The sequence below is a fragment of the Limnohabitans sp. genome, from assembly GCF_038134685.1.
Lineage (GTDB): Bacteria > Pseudomonadota > Gammaproteobacteria > Burkholderiales > Burkholderiaceae_C > Limnohabitans_A.
The window spans coordinates 25,177-45,571 of record NZ_JAYPVP010000001.1 but is presented as its reverse complement, the minus strand read 5'-3'; the positions used below and the strand labels follow the sequence as shown (position 1 = coordinate 45,571).

The 20,395-nt window shown below is 61.8% G+C and carries 16 protein-coding genes; 4 read left to right on the top strand and 12 right to left on the bottom strand.

The window, feature by feature from the left end:
- From AAFM15_RS00215 to AAFM15_RS00200, 4 genes are all read left to right on the top strand, one after another.
- A partial coding sequence (locus tag AAFM15_RS00215) for an Ig-like domain-containing protein (protein ID WP_341684685.1) occupies nucleotides 1-7,670 on the top strand: 7,670 nt, incomplete at its 5' end.
- Nucleotides 7,671-7,796: 126 nt separating this feature from the next.
- On the top strand, nucleotides 7,797-8,063 hold the full coding sequence (locus AAFM15_RS00210; RefSeq protein WP_341684684.1) for a type II toxin-antitoxin system HicA family toxin: 267 nt from the start codon (nucleotides 7,797-7,799) through the stop codon (nucleotides 8,061-8,063).
- Between the two features lie 2 nt (nucleotides 8,064-8,065).
- Entirely contained in the window at nucleotides 8,066-8,539 is a 474-nt protein-coding gene (locus tag AAFM15_RS00205; protein ID WP_341684683.1) for a type II toxin-antitoxin system HicB family antitoxin, read from the top strand.
- On the top strand, nucleotides 8,526-8,828 hold the full coding sequence (locus AAFM15_RS00200; protein ID WP_341684682.1) for a hypothetical protein: 303 nt from the start codon (nucleotides 8,526-8,528) through the stop codon (nucleotides 8,826-8,828). The genes AAFM15_RS00205 and AAFM15_RS00200 overlap by 14 nt, the downstream gene beginning before the upstream one ends.
- Before the next feature lie 38 nt (nucleotides 8,829-8,866).
- Here the strand turns inward: AAFM15_RS00200 and AAFM15_RS00195 are convergent, their stop codons facing one another.
- From AAFM15_RS00195 to AAFM15_RS00140, 12 genes are all read right to left on the bottom strand, one after another.
- Entirely contained in the window at nucleotides 8,867-10,261 is a 1,395-nt protein-coding gene (locus tag AAFM15_RS00195) for a HAMP domain-containing sensor histidine kinase (protein ID WP_341684681.1), read from the bottom strand.
- Between the two features lie 11 nt (nucleotides 10,262-10,272).
- Nucleotides 10,273-10,827: an adenine phosphoribosyltransferase gene (locus AAFM15_RS00190; RefSeq protein WP_341684680.1), complete on the bottom strand. Its 555-nt coding sequence runs from the start codon at nucleotides 10,825-10,827 to the stop codon at nucleotides 10,273-10,275.
- Between the two features lie 6 nt (nucleotides 10,828-10,833).
- A complete protein-coding gene (locus tag AAFM15_RS00185; RefSeq protein WP_341684679.1) occupies nucleotides 10,834-11,046 on the bottom strand; it encodes a hypothetical protein in 213 nt (70 codons plus the stop codon).
- Nucleotides 11,043-11,555, bottom strand: a complete 513-nt coding sequence (locus AAFM15_RS00180; RefSeq protein WP_341684678.1) for a zeta toxin family protein — start codon at nucleotides 11,553-11,555, stop codon at nucleotides 11,043-11,045. The genes AAFM15_RS00185 and AAFM15_RS00180 overlap by 4 nt, the downstream gene beginning before the upstream one ends.
- 1 nt (nucleotide 11,556) lies before the next feature.
- Nucleotides 11,557-13,542 carry a monovalent cation:proton antiporter-2 (CPA2) family protein gene (locus tag AAFM15_RS00175; protein WP_341684677.1) on the bottom strand — a complete coding sequence of 662 codons (1,986 nt, stop codon included), beginning with the start codon at nucleotides 13,540-13,542 and terminating at the stop codon, nucleotides 11,557-11,559.
- Between the two features lie 44 nt (nucleotides 13,543-13,586).
- Entirely contained in the window at nucleotides 13,587-14,192 is a 606-nt protein-coding gene (lptC, locus tag AAFM15_RS00170; protein ID WP_341684676.1) for an LPS export ABC transporter periplasmic protein LptC, read from the bottom strand.
- On the bottom strand, nucleotides 14,189-14,779 hold the full coding sequence (locus AAFM15_RS00165) for an HAD hydrolase family protein (RefSeq protein WP_341684675.1): 591 nt from the start codon (nucleotides 14,777-14,779) through the stop codon (nucleotides 14,189-14,191). Before AAFM15_RS00165 ends, lptC begins: the two co-directional genes overlap by 4 nt.
- A gap of 3 nt (nucleotides 14,780-14,782) precedes the next feature.
- Nucleotides 14,783-15,760, bottom strand: coding sequence for a KpsF/GutQ family sugar-phosphate isomerase (locus AAFM15_RS00160; protein WP_341684674.1), 978 nt, complete (start codon nucleotides 15,758-15,760; stop codon nucleotides 14,783-14,785).
- Nucleotides 15,761-15,793: 33 nt separating this feature from the next.
- Nucleotides 15,794-17,185 (bottom strand): DNA repair protein RadA, encoded by a 1,392-nt coding sequence (gene radA, locus AAFM15_RS00155; RefSeq protein WP_341684673.1) that lies wholly within the window; start codon nucleotides 17,183-17,185, stop codon nucleotides 15,794-15,796.
- 29 nt (nucleotides 17,186-17,214) lie between these two features.
- Entirely contained in the window at nucleotides 17,215-18,438 is a 1,224-nt protein-coding gene (locus AAFM15_RS00150; RefSeq protein WP_341684672.1) for a HAMP domain-containing sensor histidine kinase, read from the bottom strand.
- Nucleotides 18,439-18,444: 6 nt separating this feature from the next.
- The gene (locus AAFM15_RS00145) at nucleotides 18,445-19,155 is read right to left on the bottom strand and encodes a response regulator (protein WP_371833056.1); all 711 of its coding nucleotides are present in this window, start codon (nucleotides 19,153-19,155) and stop codon (nucleotides 18,445-18,447) included.
- Nucleotides 19,156-19,227: 72 nt separating this feature from the next.
- The gene (locus AAFM15_RS00140) at nucleotides 19,228-20,391 is read right to left on the bottom strand and encodes an ATP-binding protein (RefSeq protein ID WP_341684670.1); all 1,164 of its coding nucleotides are present in this window, start codon (nucleotides 20,389-20,391) and stop codon (nucleotides 19,228-19,230) included.
- Nucleotides 20,392-20,395 lie beyond the last annotated feature (4 nt).

Sequence of the window (20,395 nt, the reverse complement as noted above, 5' to 3'; positions counted from 1 at the left end):
GCGGTGACCTCAACAACCACCTGCCCGTCAGCTACGACACCGTCACGCCGACGGTGGTCGTCACCCGCGCCACGGGCTTCACCCTGGGCGGCACTGGTGCCCCGCACACCACTGAGCTCGTTACCTTCACCCTGTCTGAGGCCAGCACCGACTTCACACAGAGCAGCGTCACCACCACGGGTGGCAGCCTCAGCAACTGGACGCCTGTCAGCTCCACCGTCTATACCGCCACCTTCACGCCCACCAGCGGCACGGCAGGTGTGGGCACCATTGGCGTGCAAGCCGGCAAGTTCACCGACGCCGCAGGCAACGCCAACCAAGACACCTACCTGCCCGGCCAGGGCAGCAACACCCAGACCGACAACCAGGTCAGCGTGGACTACGACACCCAGGCGCCCACCCAAACGGTCAGCTTCTCCAGCATGACCAAAGACTCGGGCCTAAGCACCGGCAACGCCAACTGGACCACCGCCGACACCAGCGCCGGCCGCTTGGTCTCGGGCTTCCTGAGCGCACCGCTGGGCGCAGGCGAAACCGTCCAGGTCTACAGCAACGGCATCCTCATTGGCACCGCCGTAGTCAACGACACCGGCACCGCTTGGGCCATCACCGACACCAGCGGCTACAGCGCCAGCTGGACCTACACCGCCAAAGTGGTGGACCCCGCAGGCAATGCCGGCCCGGTGCAAACGCAGGTCGTCAACACCGACCTGACCGAAGCTGCACCCGTCATCACCGCCGTGACCGACTCGACCAGCGCCAGCATTGCCAACAACGGCACCACCGCCAACACCCTGGGCAGCGTCAGCGGTACCGGCGTGGAGGGCGACACCATCTACCTGTACGACAACACCGGCACCAATCTGGTGGGCACGACCGTGGTGCAGGCAGGCGGCACTTGGACGGTCACAGGTCTGAACGTCGGCACAGGCAGCAACACCTTTGCCGCCAAGCAGGTTGACCCGCTGGGCAACGAAAGCGTACTCTCCAATTTGTGGACAGTGACCACCACCGCCAGCACCAACCTCGCCATCAACGGCGACTTTGCGAGCGGCAACACGGGCTTCACCTCTGACCTGACCATCGTTTCTACCGCTGCATATGCTGATCAGGCGTCCTACTGGCTGACGGCTGGCGGGGCTGGTTATGTGTCCAACAGCTTTGCCGCACACAGTTCCAGCCTGGCAACGGACCAGGTCGCCAAGACCGGGACAGTGGCTGCAACCACCAAGACCAGCAACATCAGCTGGTCATCTGACTGGGGTGCGCGTGCTGCCTCCACCACCATGCATGCCAATCCGGACGGCGCCATCACTGGTGTTGCCTATTGGGGCGGCGTGGTCGACACCACGGCGACCAAAATCTGGGGTGAATCCCTGAACGTGGTGGCCGGGCAGACCTACACCTTTGCGTTTGACTACATGGATGGTTTTTCCAAGTTGCAGCTGGTGCTCGACGGCACGGCCATCAACTTCACCAGCAAAAACACTGCCAGCTTTGAAGAGGGCGGTCACTTCAGTGCCACTTTCACGGCCACCACCACGGGCACCATTGACTTCAATATCAATGCCTTTGGTCGCGGCTCTGCAGACGGCGGTGCCGATGGCAACTTTGTGCTGGACAACTTCTCGTTCGTCCAGACGGCGGCACCGGTAGACAACTCACTGACCGCAGGCGGCACTCCACCCGCCACACCCAACCCCGACAACCTGACCTACACCGCAGGTGCTTTGGATGCCGAAGGCAGTGACGACACCATCACCGTTGCAAGCACCAGCCTGCAAAGCATCCTGGCCGCAGGCGGCTTCATCGACGGCGGCGCAGGCATCGACACACTCAAGCTCGCTGCAGGCACCACGCTCAACCTGGAGGCGCTGACCGGCAACCAGACCGTGCAGAAGATTCAAGAGGTTGAAATCTTCAAGCTGCAAGGCAGCTCTACCCTGCAAATGTCGGCCAACGACGTGCTGAGCCTGGGCGGCGCCAACGCCAGCACCATGGCACCCTTCAGCTTTGCCAGCACCGCACAGGTGAACGACGGCAGCACCGCGCCCACCGGCATCACCAGCAGCACTGGCAAGGTGCAAATGGTGGTGCAGGGCACCAGCACCGACGTGCTCAAGCTCGACACCCTGGGCGCCGACGGCATCACCAGCAGCGCCGGCGTGGCCGGCAACGCCGGTTTGTCTGGCGTCTGGTCTTACATGGGCACTGTGCAAATTGGTTTGGTCACCTACAAGGTGTACGACCACAGCACCACCAACGCCCAGGTGCTGGTGGATGTGCCGGTGGTGGTCAACACCATCAGCCCGATTACCATTGCGCATATCAGCCAAGATACCTTCAGCGGTGGTAACCTGCTGGCAGCCAACGACTTTGTCACCAGCGACAACACCCTGACCTACAGCGGCACCGTGCCGGTGGAATTTGTGGACGCCAGCCACGATGTGTTTGTTGAGATCCTCGACAGCAGTAACCAGGTGGTGCGCAGCGGCAATGCGACGGTCACCGGTACCAGCTGGACCTGGACCGACCCCGGCGTTGGCCTAGCGGACGGCAACTACACCATCCGCAGCACCATCGTGAACCAGGGCACCACCACGGCCACCACCAGCTTTGGTGCCAACGGCGTGGACACCCACCCCCTCACCATCGACACCCAGCTGCCCACCATCGCCATCACCCGCGCCACCAGCAACACACTCAGCGCGGGCCAGACCGAAACCGTCACCTTCACCCTGAGCGAAGCGGCTACCGACTTTGATGTGAACGACGTCACTGTCACCGGCGGCTCGCTGATCAACTTCAGTGGCAGCGGCACCACCTATACCGCCACCTTTGTGCCCACCAGCGGCGCATCGGGCACTGGTACCGTGCATGTGGACAACACCAAGTTCAGCGACCTGGCTGGCAACTTCAACGCCGACGGCGCAGAGACCAACAACACTGTCAGCATTGCCTACCAGGCCCTGCCTACGCAAACGGTCAGCTTCAGCAGCATGACCAAGGACAGCAGCCTGACCGGCGCCAACGCCGACTGGTTTACCGCCGACGGCAGCGCAGGCCGACTGGTGTCGGGCACGATCAGTGCGCCGCTCACGGGCGACCAGAGAGTGGCCGTGTACGTCAACGGCAGCACATTGGTCGGCTACGCCACCACGGTGGGCCAAGCCTGGGAAGTGACAGACCTGAACGCCTACAACGCCAACTGGGTCTACACCGCCAAAGTGGTGGACGCGGCCAACAACGCCGGCCCGGCGACCACGCAAAACGTGACCACCGACTTCACCGAAGCCGCACCGGTCATCACCAGCGTAACGGATTCGGCCAACGCCTCCATCAGCAGCGGTGGCACCACCGCCAACACGCTCAGCTCCGTCAGCGGTACGGGCGCAGCGGGCGACACGGTTTACCTGTACGACAACACCGGCACCAACCTGGTGGGCACCACCACAGTGGCGGCCAATGGCACCTGGACGATCAGTGTTGCGAACGCCGCAGGCGTGGGCACGGGCAGCAACACCTTCAGCGCCCGCCAAGTCGATGCACTGGGCAATTCGAGCGTGCTGTCCAACCTGTGGACCGTCACGTCCACGAACAACATGGTCAGCAATGGCAATTTTGCCAACCAGATCACGGCAGGTGAGACCGAGGCCGCCACCATCAACTCCACCACAGCCCTGAGTGGCACCGGAACATCTTCTGTGGGGGTCATCACTATCACCGAGTTCGCAAACAACTGGGCGGGCTCGACAGCCAAGACGCTGACTGACACAACCCCCACAAATTGGGCGCACGGCACCAGCTATGCCAAAAGCTACACCAGCTCAGAAAACATGAAAGTGGTGGGCGAAGCCACGATCAACGCCCTGATGGCATGGGATGCTGCCAATAGCAGTAACAAGATCCTGGCCGCTTCTCTGGATGGTGTCACCACAGAGATCGCCGTCTGGAAGCAGACTGTCAACGTGGTGGCGGGTGCGACCTATACCTTCAGCTTTGACTACGCCATTTCGCAAACGCAAGGCTACATTGGTGCCAGCATCGACGGTGCTTTGGCCTGGAGTACAACACCACCGGCTGTTACTGCAGCGAATGGCTACTACGGCTCCGTCGGTACTGCCTATGTCACGTACACAGCCGACCACACCGGCCCGGTGACGCTCAAAATTGTGGCGGACAACGGTTCCACCACAACCGCAAGCCAGAACGACCTCTTGCTGGACGATGTGTCCTTCGTGAAGAACACGCCCCCAAGCGACAACTCGCTTTCAACCGGCACAGCCCCGTTCACCAACAATGTGGATGGCACCACCACCGCCATCACCTACACCGCCGGTGCCGCCGACATGCTCGACGGCAACGACGTGCTCAACATCGGCACCAATGCACAGACCCTGCTCGGCACTGCAGGCAACTTCATTGACGGCAGTGGTGGCGTGGACACGCTCAAGCTGGCCGCTGGCACGGTGCTCAACCTCGAAGCGTTGACCAGCACCCAAACCGTCAAAACCATCACCCAGGTCGAGGTGGTGCAGATGCAGTCCAACAGCTTGCTGGCACTGTCCGCCAACGATGTCCTCTCACTGGGCGGCACCAACACCGGCACCAGCGTAGCGGCCAGCAGCACCGCCAGCCCGATGGCGCCCTACAGCTTTGCCACGACCAGCGCTGGCAACGGGTCCAATTCCGGCCCAGGCACCACCAGCCAGAACAAAGTGCAGTTTGTGGTGCAAGGCACCAGCAGCGACACCCTGGTGCTCAACGACCTCAAGCTCGACGGCGTCACCACCAACAGCACCGTGGGCAACACCGGCCTGAGCGGCAAGTGGGAAGAAAAAGGCACCGTCACCCTGACGGGCGTGGACGGTGTGTCACACACCTACAAGGTCTACAACCACAGCACCACCAACGCCCAGGTGCTGGTGGACAGCACCATGAAAGTGCTGGTGGACGATAGCACCGCCATAACCACCACTGCCGCCTTCAGCAGCATGACCAAAGACAGCAGCCTGTCGGGCGCCAACGCCGACTGGACCACCAACGACGGCAGCGCAGGCCGTCTGGTCTCGGGTACGCTGAGTGCCAACTTGGGTGCCAACGAAGTGGTCCGGGTCTATGCCAACGGCACCCTCATTGGCGAGGCCAGAGTGGCGGGCCAGGCCTGGGAGATCACCGACCTGAACGGCTACACCGGCAACTGGGCCTACACGGCGCAGGTGTTCAACACCAGCTCCAGCACCGGCGGTGCCATGACGACACAGGCTGTGACGACCGACTTCACCGAAGCCGCGCCGTTCATCACTTCTGTGACCGATTCGTCCAGCACAAGCATCGCAAACAACGGCAGCACCACCAACACGCTCAGCACCGTGAGCGGTACGGGCAATGCGGGTGACACCATTTACCTGTACGACAACACCGGCACCAACCTGGTCGGCACCACCACGGTGACCAGCAATGGCACGTGGTCCATCTCTGGCTTGGCCACCAGCACCGCCGTGGGCTCGGGCAGCAACACCTTCAGTGCGCGACAAGTTGATGCGCTGGGCAACAGCAGCGTGTTGTCCAACCTGTGGACGGTAAGTTCTTTGGGCGGTGGCAATACGGTTGTAAACGGCGATTTCAGCGGGGGCAATACAGGGTTTACGACCAACAACGTCCCGTATACGACCACGATGAACCATTTCAGCAGCAACATGTATGCACTTACCACCAACGTGCCCACGGTTACTGCCGTGCTGGGAACGCACCGTGCGGAAGTTACGACTGCAAACACCAACCTCAAGTGGACAACCGATTACAACGCGACCCCGATGTCGACGTACAGCACGACGTATTCAGCCAACCCGAACTTCTATTCGGGTAACCCGAACGGCAAGATGAGTGGCACTTTGCTGGAAGTGAACCTCAGCTCCAGTGGTACCTTCTGGCAAGAGACGATGAGTGTCATTGCTGGCAAAACGTACACGTTTGAGTTTGACTACCAAATGAACGGGTTTGGTACGGTAGCGCCAACCCTGACCTTTGACGGTACTGCCATCAATTTCACCACCAACGGTTATGAGACTGGCCATTTCAAGGCCACCTATACCGCAACCACAACCAAGAACGTTATTCTTGCCCTGTCGGCAGACAACACGGCAAACGGCACCAACAACGGCGATATCAAGCTTGACAACTTCTCGTTCACGCCGAACACGGTGGCTGCAGATGGTTCGCTGACTGCAGGCGGAACATCGCCATTCACATTGGGTGTTGATGGCGTGTCTGGTACCAACAATAGTGCGGTGCTAAGCTACACGGGTGGCGTGGCCGACATGCTCGCCGGTGACGATGTGCTCAACATCGGCACCAACGCGCAGACGCTGCTGGGCACTGCGGGCAATGTGATCAACGGCAGCATGGGCATCGACACCCTCAAGCTCGCCGCCAACACTACGCTCAACCTGGTGTCACTCACCAACAACCAGACGGTCAAGTCGATCCAGCAGGTCGAGGTGTTTGAGCTGCAAGGCGGCAGCTCGCTGACGTTGAGCGCCAACGATGTGCTGAGCCTGGGCATGGCCAATGCCTTCACGTCCAACGGCAAGGTGCAGTTCATGGTCAATGGCACGGCGTCCGACACCGTGTCGCTGCAGAATCTGCTCTCCGACGGTGCGGGGGGCAACACCGGCCTCACTGGCATGTGGGCGAGCGCGGGCACGGCCACCTACGGCGGCAACACCTACAACCTGTACAACCACGACACCACGGGTGCGCAGGTGTGGGTCAAGAACACTGGGACCACGGTGACCTTGTCGGCTTCGCCGCTGGTGCTGGACCTCAACGGCGACGGCGTGCAGACGACCTCGCTGGCCGACGGTGTGCTGTTTGACCTGCTGGCCAACGGCACGCCGCAGCAGACCGCCTGGGTGGACCGCCATGACGGTTGGCTGGCCCTGGACCTGAACGGCGACGGCACCATCAACAGCGGCGCCGAGCTGCTGGGCACCAGCACCCGCCTGGCCGATGGCTCGCTGGCGCGCGACGGCTGGCAGGCCCTGGGGCAGTACGACACCAACGCCGACGGCCAGATTGACCTGAGCGACGCGGTGTTCAACCAGCTGCGCGTGTGGGTGGACGCCGACACCGACGGCACCACCGACGCGGGCGAGCTGCAGTCGCTGGCCGATGTGGGCGTGCAGAGCATTGCCCTGGCCCACACCGCCACGCAGACCGCGCAAAACGGCAACATTCTGGACGGCCTGGCCACGGTGCAGCACACCGACGGCAGCACCACGCAAATGACCGATGCCTGGCTGAATGTGAGCCAGGCACCGGTGCTGGATTTGAATGCGGTGATCGCGGCCGGAGACCGCTCCTACGGGGCGGTAGACATGACTGACGGCACCGCCCAGATCCTGCAGCTCAATGTGAGCGACGTGTTGGTAGGAGCGGCCTCTGGCCGCGATGATGGCCTCCACATCCTCCAAGTCCATGGCGACGCCACCGACGTGGTCCAGCTCAGCCAGCTCTTTGCCGACGGCCACACCGAAGGCCAATGGGCCGCCCAAGGCCAGGTCACCCAAAACGGCCAGACCTTCAACGTCTACCAGTACTCAGGAGATGCAAGCCTGCAGGTGCTGATTGACCAGCACATTGCCCAAAGCAACGTGCATTTGTCGTAAGGCGCCTCCCCATCGCGGCTTCTGGCCGCGATGGGGCTATTGCGTTAGGGCGTTGAGTATGAACTGATTGACGGCAAATAGTAACTGAACGTCAGTTACAATATTCAGCTGTCTTGGTTGGGCAACATGGCACAAGCAGACAAAATCATTGAAAAAATCAGGGCCAAGCCAACCCCGAGCAACATCAAGTGGGATGAGTTGGTGCTGGCTCTGAGGCATCTTGGATACAAGATGGCTACAAACAGCGGGTCTCGGAGAAAGTTTTACAACGCGGAGCTCGACAGCTTGATGAGCTTGCACGAACCGCATCCGGGTAACGAGGTCAAGCCTTGTTACATCAAAGAGGTTCGTGAGACGTTGGAAGAGTTGGGCCTGCTTGAGGCCGGGAGATGAGCATGACACTTGAGCACAAGGGGTATCTGGGTTCTGCCGAGATGGACATGGTTACAGGTGTTCTTTTCGGAAAGCTGCTTTTCGTTAACGATTTGGTGACTTATGAAGCTATGACTGTTGCTGAGCTTCAGCATGAGTTCCGTGCCGCTGTAGATGACTATTTGGAGACCTGCCGTCAATTGGGGCGAGAGCCCCAGCAACCATGCAGTGGCCTATTTAATGTGCGTGTTGGGCCGGCGCTGCATAGGGCAGCGGCTGTCAGGGCCCAGAAGGATGGCGTCAAACTGAACGCTGTGGTGGTGTCTGCCCTGGAGCAATACCTATCACAGGTTGCGATTAAACATGCTCATACGCATGACCACAAGGTCACCGTTGAATTGAAGGCTCCGGCAGAGAGTGTGGGCACGGGCATTTACAGCAAAAACAATTGGATCACGTCTGAACAATTCGGAGCTCAAGCACATGTCTCCCATTGAACAAGCTCATTCGCTGAGCATCCAGTCATTGACTGGGGTCCTGATTCGCCACTTCGATCTTCACGAAGGGGTGTATCAGCTTAATGTCGGGTTCAAAATTGGTGTAGGCGGATTCGCCATGGATGGCGGTCCTGATGCTGTGCCTTTGCCGGGGGCTGTCGTAGGTGTGGAGGGCGTGACTTTGACCAAAGTCCCAGAGGGTGTAAATGCCCCCAACGCAGTAGATGCTTCTTTGGTTAACCCGGCACCAAAACCCAGGCTAAAGACGCGCGCAAAGAAAACTGCATAAACGCGAGCCTTCAACGCGACAGGGTGATTTCCACTTGCCTACTTTGTTGCGGGAAACGTAATTTGCACCAGCGCGCCGCCTTCGGGGGCGTTGCTCAGGGTGATGTCGGCGTTGTGTTGCTCGACGATGTTGCGCACGATGGACAGGCCGATGCCCATGCCTTGTTCTTTGGTGGAAGTGAAGTTGACGCGGCCACCCTGTGCGAGTGCTTCTGGCGAGAAGCCGGGGCCATTGTCGCGCACTTGCAGGGTGACGTGGCTGGGGCTGCTGCTGATGTGTATGTGCAGCTGCGGCCTGGCTTGCTGGGCGCTGGCTTGGGCGGCGTTGCGGTAGAGGTTGATGAGCACTTGCGACAGTTGCAGTGCGTCGCCTTCAATCAGGGCGGCGGGGGTGTTGGTGTGCAGTTGGGTGCTGATGTTTTCGGCCTTGAGCCAGTTGTGCAGCAGGGCCATGACTTGTTGGTGAATTTTGAGCAGGTCGACGGTTTGCAGCTGGATGCGTTGGCTGTTGCCGTAGTCGCGCATGCGCTGCAGGATGCCGGTGGCCAGTTGGGTGCTTTCGTCCACGCCTTGGAGGATGGTTTGCAGTTCGGTGTGTTGCGGGTTGGCGCGCCAGATGTCGAGGTACAGCTGGATGCTGGTCAGCGGTTGGCTGAGCTCGTGGCTGAGGGTGGAGGCCATGGTGTAGGCGCTGCGCTGGCGGTCGAGTTCGGCAATTTTGCTGGCCAGAATGTCGGTGGCCTGGCGCTGGGCGGTCAGGGCGAGCTGGGCCTCGCGTTCTTTGGCGGCGCGTTCCACAAACATGGCCAGGAAGCTGGTGTTGCTGACGACGGCAGCGACCACACCGAGCATCGCGATCCACACGCTGACGGCGTTGTTGGTGAGGATGTTGGGGGGTTCATTCCCCCAAAGCACAGCGGTAGTGGCGCGCACCAGCAGCAGGAGCACGAGGGGTGTGTAGATGCCCGCGAGCCAGCGCATGCTGGGCAGGCTCTGGTCTTGGGCGATGCGGTGGGCGTGCCAGGACAGCAGGCCCAGCTCCAGCGCGATGCACAGCAGAGACCAGACGAAGAACAGCGGGGTGTCCGGCAGCAGTTGGCGCGCGAGGATGTAGCCGCCGCTGTGCGCCACCCCCAGGATGATGAGGGCCGCGTTGTGATGGTGTTTGTCCTGGAGTTGCAGCAGGCCTTTGAGGCGCAAGAGGGAGCCCAGGGCCAGCAGGCTGTTGGCCAGGTCGTAGCTGGCCCATTCGGGCACTTGTGGACGAACGGCAAGCAGCAGGATGCCGAGGGCAAAAAATTCGCCGCCAATGAACCAGTGCGTGACGCTGGGGTGTCGGGTGTTACGCAAGCTGCCCCAGACGATCAGGGGCATGATGAAGTACATCAACCCTGCAATGAAGTAGGCGGTGCTGACGTCCAGAAAGGCAAACATGGTGTCCGCTTTCAGTGGCCTTCGAAGCTGAGCAGGGTGAAGAGCTGGAGCCCTTCGTCGCGCAGGCGTTGGCTGCCGCCCAGTTCGGGCAGGTCCACAATGGCGGCGCCTTCGCAGATGCTGCCGCCCAAGCGCTCGATCAGGCGTTTGCCGGCCATCATGGTGCCGCCGGTGGCGATCAGGTCGTCAATGAGCAGCACGCGTTGGCCGGGCTGGATGGCGTCGGTGTGTAGCTCGACAGTGGCGCTGCCGTATTCGAGCTCGTAGGTTTCTTCAACGGTGGTGAAGGGCAGTTTGCCTTTTTTGCGGATGGGCACAAAACCGAGCCCCAATTCGTAAGCAACGACAGAGCCCAGTATGAAGCCGCGTGCGTCCAGTCCGGCCACGATGTCGGGGCGCAGGGCGGGGTCCATGTAGCGGTGGACAAAGGCGTCAATCAGCACGCGAAACACGCGCGGGTTTTGCAGCAGCGGCGTGATGTCGCGAAACTGCACCCCCGGCGCCGGCCAGTCGGGCACGGTGCGGATGTGGCTTTTAAGGTAGTCGTGAACGCTTTGTTGGTGCATGCTGGTTCAGTTGGCGCAAGATTGCTCGTTGGATGGGTTCTGGCGACGCTGCAGGAGCTCTTGTGCCGTCAGCCGGACATCCCGTCCACCTTCTGAGACGATCAGGGCTGTATCGGTTTTGATGGCCAGATCTTCTGCTGCACGCGCAGCACGCAACATGGCGGCATAGGAGCCAGCAAGATCGGGGTCGGAGGATGTTCGAATGTCGGTTGTATTCATTTTTCGCTCCAGTCAACAAGTTTCGGTGGATGAATATAACTGTCGTATAGCGCCCAAGAATCAACGACATCCTTGTACGCCCTGTGGAAATTTTCAAGTCCAGAGGTAAACCTGCGACGAATAACGGATTCAGGGATGTTGTGTCCGCCTTGTGCTACACGAACGGCCACTCTGGAAATGGCAACTTCAGCTGAAGGCAGTGCAAGAAACCAGAGCTTGACCTGATAGCCCAGTTGTCGCCAAAGTTTGATTTTCCGCACATAACCGATACCGGAGAGCGTGGTTTCAAAAGCGAAACTTTGTCCAGCAAGCACGCACTCATCAATTTCTTCAAGCATCAATCGACCTGCTTTGATGGCGGCTGATTCCGGGTTGAATGGGGCAAAGCCGGCAGCGATCAAATCGGCATTGATGAATTTGAGTGTGTGAGCTTCAGCAGGCAAGAAGTCTCTGGCAAAAGTCGTTTTCCCCGCGCCGTTGGGCCCCGCAATGATGATCACTTTCTTCACGTCAGCCCCTCAAAAACTTTTGTTCAGCCAGCGCCAGCGCGGCAGGTTTGCCGGACAGCACCAGGGTGTCGCCAAAGCGCAGTTCGCTGTCATCTGTCAGGGCTTCGGTGGTGCCGTTGATGCGGCGCAGGCTGACCACGCGTACGCCAACGGCGTGCAGGGCCAGCGCGCTGAGGGGTTTGGCCAGCCAGGGGCAGTCCAGCGGCAGGCTGACGGTGGCAAAGCGTTCGTGTTCGAGTTCGTCAAAGCTGCTGTCGTCGGCGCCATGAAAGTAGCCGCGCAGCATGCTGTAGCGGGCTTCGCGTTGGTCTTGCACCATTCGGAACACGCGGCGCACGGGCACACCGACCAGGGCCAGCGCGTGGCTGGCGAGCATGAGGGAGCCCTCCAGCGCGTCGGGCACCACCTCGGCGGCGCCTGCGGCTTGCAGTTTGTCGAGGTTGGTGTCGTCTTTGGTGCGCACAATCACGGGCACTTGCGGGGCGTGGCTGTGGGTATGGCCGAGCACTTTGAGGGCGCTGGCGGTGTCGAGGTAGGTGATGACCACTGCGCTGGCGCGGGCCAGCCCGGCTGCAGCCAGTGACTGCAGGCGGCTGGCGTCGCCAAAGACGACCGAGTCGCCCGCGGCGGCGGCCTGGCGCACGCGGTCGGGGTCCAGGTCAAGCGCCATGTAGGGGATGTTTTCCTGCTCCAGCATGCGCGCCAGGTTCTGGCCGCAGCGGCCGTAGCCGCAGATGATGACGTGGGCGCTGGTGTTGATGGACTTGCGCGCAATGGTGGTCATTTGCAGCGATTGCTGCAGCCATTCGCTGGCGACCAGTTTCATGACGATGTCGTTAGCCCGCATGATGATGAAGGGCGTGGCCAACATGGACAGCACCATGCTGGCGAGCACGGGGTTCATGAGTGTGGGGGGCACGAGTTCGTTGCTGTTGCTCAGGGTCAGCAGCACAAAACCGAATTCGCCCGCTTGCGCCAGGTACAAGCCGGTGCGCAGCGCCAGGCCGGTGCTGGCACCTGTCAGGCGGGCGATGGCTGTGATCAACCCCAGCTTGAACAGCACCGGCAGTGTGACCAGCAGCAGCACCAGGGGCCAGCGCTCGAGCACAAGCCGCCAGTCGAGCATCATGCCGATGGTGATGAAGAACAGGCCCAGCAGTACGTCGTGGAAGGGGCGGATGTCGGTTTCCACCTGGTGTTTGTATTCGGTCTCGGAAATGAGCATGCCGGCAATGAAGGCGCCTAGCGCCAGGCTCAGGCCGGCCAGTTCGGTCAGCCAGGCCAGGCCCAGGGTAACCAGCAGCAGGTTGAGCACAAACAGTTCTTCGCTTTTGCGGCGGGCCACCAGGGTGAGCCACCAGCGCATGATGCGCTGGCCGCCGGTGAGCAGCAGGGTGATCAACAGCGTGGCCTTGATGCCGGCTTTGCCCAGTTCCCAGGCCAGTTCTTCGGGCGGTGCGCCCAGTGCGGGGATGAGCACCAGCAGGGGCACCACGGCCAAGTCCTGGAACAGCAAAACGCCAACCACGCGTTTGCCGTGTTCGGTTTCCAGCTCCAGCCGGTCGGCCATGAGTTTGATGACGATGGCGGTGCTGCTCATGGCCATGGCACCCGACAGGGCCAGCGAGGTTTTCCAGTCCAGCAACCACCAGGTGGGAGCCATGGCGGCCAGGAATGCAGAGCCGATGGTGACTACAGCAATGGTTAAAACCACTTGCATGAGCCCCAGCCCGAACACGTGTTTGCGCATGGCGCGCAGCTTTTGCAGGTTGAATTCCAGCCCGATGACGAACATCAAAAAGACCACGCCAAACTCGGCCAGGTGTTGGATGCCGGTGGTGTTTTGCGCCAGGGACAGGGCGTTGGGGCCAATGACGACGCCCACGGCCAGATAGCCGAGCATGGGCGGCAGTTTGAGCGAGCGACACGCGACCACGCCCAGCACGGCGGCCAGCAGGTACAGCAGGGTCAGCTCAAGGGAATTCATTGCCCTATCGTAGCAGGGCCGTGCGTCGGCAAGGGCGACGCAAATCAGGGTTTGCGTGGGGCCAATTGCGCCCGCACCTCACCTTGCAATTGGTACTCGCCTGTTTTGGCGTTGAAGTCGAGGGTGTTGCCGGTGAACACGTCTTTGGCGCGTTCGATGCGCACGGGTTGCGAGGACTTGAGTTCCTCTTTTTTGGGCCAGGCCACCAGTTGCTGGCCTTTGAGGGTCATGGCCTGCGAAGTGCCCAGCGCTTCGCGCACGGCCACGGCGTTGCCTTGCAGGGTGACGCGTTCGCCATCGCTGCTGGCCATGCCGAGCTGGGCTTGCGCGTTCATGCGTGCGCCGTTGTCAGCCCGTCCGCGAAATTGCACTTGTTCGATGTGGAGCTCGTCGGTGTTGGGGTAGTGGTGGCCTTGTGTGCCGAGCACTTCGCGGTACAGCGTGCCGTCCGCTCGAAAGGCCTGGACTGAGAAGTTGCGCAGGCTGTAGTCAGGGTCGGAGCGGACCACTTTGGGCAACTGCGGGCCGTTCAGGTCGGGCAGGCTGCGCACCAGCCACCAGCTGGCCAGCGCCAGCACGCCCATGACGATCACGGGGGTGTACAGGCTCAGGCGGTCCAGCGTGCGGGCCAGGGGCGCAGGCAGCTTCATGCAGAGGCGCCTTTGTGGGCGCGGTCGGTGCCGACGTTGTCGAGCAGCTGCACATAGCGGCCGCTGGCCACGAGCAACAGGTCGCACAGCTCGCGCACGGCGCCTTCACCACCGCGTGCGGTGGTGATGTGGTCGGCCAGGGCCTTGGCCTGCGCGTGGGCTTGCGCGGGAGCGCAGGCAAAGGCCACGCGTTGCAGGACGGGCAGGTCGGGCCAGTCGTCACCCATGGCGGCGGCTTGCGACCAGTCCAGGCCCAGCTCCTGCAACATGGCGGCGGCAGCGGGGTGTTTGTCTTCGGTGCCAAAGCGCACGTGTTCGATGCCCAGCGCTTTGAGCCGCAGGCGCAGCGGTGCGGAGTCGCGCCCGGTGATGACGGCGGGGATGATGCCTGCTTGTTGCAGCAGCTTGAGGCCTTGGCCGTCGAGCACGCTGAAGCGCTTGAGCGATTCGCCGTGCTCGGAGAAGTACAGGCCGCCATCGGTCATGACGCCATCGACGTCAAAAAACACAATGCGGATGCCTTGGGCCTTGAGCAGCAGCTCGGGCGCAAAGTGCACGGCAGGTTCGAGGGTGCGCAGGGTGCTCATGGCTTAGATGACCTTCGCACGCATCAGGTCGTTGGTGTTGATGGCGCCGACCAGTTCGCCTTGTGCGTTGACCACCAGCACACTGGTGATGCGGTGTGCTTCCATCAGGTCGGCAGCTTCGGCGGCCAGGGCGTCGTCGCGCAAGGTGCGCGGGTTGGCGTGCATGACGTCGCTGGCTTTGAGCTGGCGCAGGTCCTGGCCTTTTTCAATGAGGCGGCGCAAGTCGCCGTCGGTAAAGATGCCCAGCACCTGGCCTTGTGCGTTGACCACCGAGGTGGCGCCCAGGCCTTTGCGACTCATCTCTTGCATGAGTTCGGTAAAGCTGGCTTCGGGCGCAACGCGGGGCACCTCACTGCCTTTGCGCATGATGTCGCTCACGTGGGTAAGCAAGCGCCGGCCCAACGAGCCGCCGGGGTGTGAGCGCGCAAAGTCTTCGGGTTTGAAGCCGCGTGCGTCCAGCAGGGCCACGGCCAGCGCGTCGCCCATGGCCATTTGCGCGGTGGTGCTGGCGGTGGGGGCCAGGTTGAGCGGGCAGGCTTCTTTGGCGACACCGGTGTCGAGCACCACATTCGCATGGCGCGCCAGGCTGGACTGCAGGCCACCGGTCATGGCAATCAGCGGCACGCCCAGGCGTTTGATGACGGGCAGGATGGCGACCAGCTCGTCGCTCTCGCCACTGTTGGACAGGCCCAGCACCACGTCGCCCGCCTGGATCATGCCCAGGTCGCCATGGCTGGCTTCGCCTGGGTGCATGAACATGGCGGGTGTGCCGGTGGAGGCCAGGGTGGCGGCAATCTTGGTGCCCACATGGCCGCTTTTGCCCATGCCGGTCACCACCACACGCCCGCTAGCGCCCAGGATGAGCGCAGCCGCTTGCACAAAGCGATCGTCGAGCCGGTCTTTCATGGTCAGCAGGGCGCTGGCTTCAATGTCCAGCGCTTCGCGCGCCATGTGCAGGGTGTGGGAGGCGTTGAGTTGCATGGAGCGATTTTATCGGGCGGGGTGTGGGCGTGCTTAATCCAGACCGCGCACGATCTGCATGGCTTCTTCGATGCGCTCGACGCCGTGCACCTGTAGGCCTTTGAGGGCGGGATCTGTCTTTTTGGGCAGATTGGCTTTGGGCACGATGGCCACTGAGAAGCCGAGTTTGGCGGCCTCTTTCAATCGCTCTTGACCGCGTGGTGCGGGGCGGACCTCGCCGGCCAGGCCGACTTCGCCAAACGCAATGAAGCCTTTGGGCAGTGCTTTGCCGCGCAGGCTGGAAGTGATGGACAGCATGACGGCCAGGTCGGCTGCGGGCTCGCTGATGCGCACACCGCCCACTGCATTGACAAACACGTCCTGGTCCATGCAGGCGACGCCCGCGTGGCGGTGCAGCACGGCCAGCAGCATGGCCAGGCGGTCGCGCTCCAGGCCCACGCTCAAGCGCCGTGGGCTGGGGCCGCCGTTGTCAACCAGGGCCTGGATTTCCACCAGCATGGGGCGCGTGCCTTCAAGCGTGACCATGACGCAGCTGCCGGGTACCGGCTCGCTGTGCTGGCTCAGGAAGATGGCGCTGGGGTTGGTGACGCCCTTGAGGCCTTTTTCGGTCATGGCGAACACGCCAATTTCGTTGACGGCGCCAAAGCGGTTTTTGATGGCGCGGATCAGACGAAAGCTGCTGTGCGTGTCGCCTTCAAAGTAGAGCACGGTGTCAACCATGTGTTCGAGCACGCGCGGGCCGGCCAACGCACCTTCCTTGGTGACGTGGCCGACCAGCACGATGGCGGTGCCGCTGGCCTTGGCGGCGCGGGTCAAGTGCGCGGCGCATTCGCGCACTTGCGCCACCGAGCCGGGCGCGCTGGTGAGTTGGTCCGAATAAACAGTCTGAATGGAGTCGATGATGGCCACCTTGGGCTGGCGAGCATGCAGCGTGCCCAGGATTTTTTCGAGCTGGATTTCGGCCAGCACCGGTACCTGTGAATCGAGCAAGCCCAGTCGGTGCGAGCGCAGCGCGACCTGTGCGCCGCTTTCTTCGCCGGTGACGTAGAGCGTGTCCATGCCGGCGCGTTGCAGCGCATCAACCGCTTGCAACAGCAGGGTCGATTTGCCAATGCCGGGGTCACCACCAATGAGGACCACGCCGCCTTCAACCATGCCGCCGCCGAGCACGCGGTCGAGTTCTTCCTGGCCGGTGGGGTGGCGTTGCACATCGACCGCTTCGATTTGCGACAGCGGTGTGACTTCGGAGGCGGGTGCCAGGCCTTGCGCCAGCGCGCTGCCAAAGCGGTTTTTGCCCGCGGCGCCAGTGTCGGCAACGGATTCAATCAGGGTGTTCCATGCGCCGCAGCCGGGGCATTTGCCCATCCAGCGTGGGCTGCTGGCACCGCATTCGGTGCAGCTGTAAGTCGTCTTGTCTTTGGCCATGACGCCAAGTGTGCCTGAAAGCTGGCGGTTTACAGCGTCACGACAAAACGGGCGCCACCGCCTTCGCGGTCTTCGCAGCGAATGCTGCCGCCATGGCGCTCGGCAATCGATTTCACCAGCGACAGGCCCAGGCCCACGCCCCCTACGCGCTCGCTGGCGCCGGGCAGGCGGTAGAAGGGCTCGAAGATGCGTTCGCGCAGCTCGGCAGGCACGCCGGGGCCACGGTCGCTGACGCGCAGCACGGTGCGGCCGTTTTCGGTGCGCAGCGACAATTCAATGTCGGACTCCTCGCCGCGTGCAGCTGTGGCGCCATAGCGTTTGGCGTTTTCGAGCAGGTTGCGCACCAGGCGACGCAGCAGTTTGCTCACGCCTTGCACCTCAAAGTGGAACTGGCCCTCGGGCACATCCAGGCTGGCGCCCACGCGGGCGCACTCTTCGGCGCACAGGCCCACCAGCTCCACCGGTTCGATGGTGCCCATGTCGGCCTCTTTGGCGTCCAGGCGGCTGGCCAGCAAAATTTCGTCAATGAGCTGGTCCAGCTCGGCCATGTTGCGCAGCACTTCGGCACGGGTGCGTTGGCGCACGTCATCGTGCAGTTGCGGCGACTCCATGAGTTCCATTGCCATGCGGATGCGAGCCAGCGGCGAGCGCAACTCGTGCGAGGCATTGGCCAGCAAGGACTTTTGCGAACTCATCAGGTTCTGGATGCGATCGGCGGCTTCGTTGAAGCGGCGCGAGAGGTCGGCCACTTCGTCCTGGCCTTGCACCGGAAAGCGCACGTTCAGATCGCCCTCGCCCCAGCGCTGCACGCCGTTTTGCAAACGTTCGAGCTGCACGGTCAGGCGGCGAATGACCGGGTACAAAGCCAAAGCCACGACCATGCCGACCAGCAGCAGGGTCCACAAAAAACCATAGGGCGAACGTGCCCACCAGGGCGGCAGGGCGCGCGATGGTGGCGGGCCACCGGGTGTGGTGCGCGGCACCTGCAGATAAAACTCTTGCCCGTTGGGCATGACCACCTGGAATTCGTAGCCTTGCCCGCGGCGCGGCAATTGGGGCGCAACGGCGAGCACGTCGCCATCGGTGTTGCGCACGATCAGCATGCGCGACATGATGGGGCCGCTGCTGCGTTCGCGGTCCCGGTCGCGTTGCTGGATGTGCCAGGCGATGCCCGCCAGGACCATCACCAGCGCCAGAGCCAGCACGGCGGCCAGCCACACGCGCAGGTACAAATGCCGGGAGGGTGTTTTCATGCAGGCTCAGTCTTGTTGGCGTGCAAACACGTAGCCGACGCCTCGCACGGTCAGAATGCGTTGGGGGTTTTTGGCGTCGTCTTCGATGGCGGCGCGAATGCGGCCCATGTGCACGTCAATGGAGCGGTCAAAAGCTTCGAGCTCGCGGCCGCGCACGGCTTCCATGATCTGGTCGCGGCTGAGCACACGTCCGGCCCGCTCGGCCAGGGCCACCAGCAGGTCAAACTGGTAAGAGGTGAGTTCGCATTCCTGGCCGCGGACGCTGACGCGACGTGCATCGCGGTCAATTTCAAGGCTGCCAAACTGCATGATGTGGTGCGCGCTTTCGGCATCCATGACTTTGCGGCGCAACACAGCGCGAATGCGTGCCAGCAACTCGCGGGGCTCAAAAGGTTTGGGCAGGTAATCGTCAGCGCCCATTTCCAGACCAATGATGCGGTCCATCGGGTCGCCTTTGGCGGTCAGCATGAGGACGGGCGTCTGGCCCGTGGCACCTGGCAGGGCGCGGATGCGTTGGCAGACCTGCAGGCCGTCCATGTCGGGCAGCATCAGATCCAGGATGACCAGGTCCACCGTGTTGTTGGTGAGCTGGTTCAGGCCGCTTTGCGCATCGGGCGCGTGGGTGACGGTGTAGCCGTTGGCCTGCAGGTAGTCCGAGACCATGCTGGCCAGGCGGGCATCGTCTTCGATCATGAGGATGGATTGCATGCGTGCCATGATGCTCGGGTGCCTCTAAGTGGGGTTGTCTGCTGCGTAAAGTTGGGTAAACCGTGCTTACGAGATGGTGGCTTACTGGGGTTTGTGGCGCAACTGTTGCCAGGGGTGAACGGGCCAGTGCGTTCGATTCTGGCCTTGTTCGCCGCCATAGACCACGCAGCCGCCGTGCAAAACGCCAGGGAAGTGGCTGTCAAAGCGGTTGAGTCCTTTGAAGTAGTCTGGGTTGACGGTGGCGCCGGCCTTGATTTCCACAGCATGGAATTGTCGACCGACGGGGATGAACAGGTCTACTTCGTTGCCTTCGGAGTCACGATAAAAATACAGCTCGGCACTTTCGCCTGCGTTGAGCCGGTCCTTGAGGGCTTCGATGACTACAAAATTTTCGAACAGTGCGCCCCACAAAGGATCGCGCTGAACCTGTTCAGGTGTGCGCAAGCCCAGCAACCAACAAGCGAGTGCGGTGTCATGGAAATAAAGCTTGGGCGCCTTGATCAGGCGTTTGCCTGCGTTGGTGTGCCAGGGGGGCAGCAAATGAACAATGAAGCTCGTTTGCAAAAGATCGATCCAGGCGCGGGCGGTGGGTTGTGAGATGCCGGCGTCATTGGCCAGGCTACTCAAGTTCAGCAGTTGACCTGTGCGACCAGCACACAAGCGCACGAAGCGCTCAAATTGGCGCAGATCCTGAACGGCAGCCAGTTGGCGAAGGTCTCGTTCGACGTACGTCGAAAAGTAATCGCCCATGGTTTGGGATGGATCCAGGTCCTTGTCGTGGATACGTGGGTAAAAGCCATGAAGCAGGGTCGAAGCGAGGCTTTTGTGTGTGCGTTCGGCGCTTGAAACTTCGGCCAATGTCAATGGCAGCAGTCGCAACAAGGCGGTGCGGCCTGCCAGCGATTGGGTGACCTGCGTCATCAGCTCAAATTGTTGACTGCCCGTCAATATGAATTGACCTGGCGTGTCGTTGCGGTCGACCAGACTTTGCAAATAGGAGGGCAGCTCTGGGGCGCGCTGTATTTCATCAAGGATGGCGCCTGAGCTGTAGCCGGCAAGAAAGCCTCGGGGGTCTTCCAGCGCAAAGCGCCGCACATCCGGGTCTTCCAGCGACACATAAGGCTTGTCGGGGAAAGAGGCTTTGGCCAAAGTGGTTTTCCCGCTTTGACGTGGCCCGATCACGGTAACGACTGGATATTGCGAAGCCTGCCGCACAAACAACGGTTGAATATGACGTGGAATCATGCGC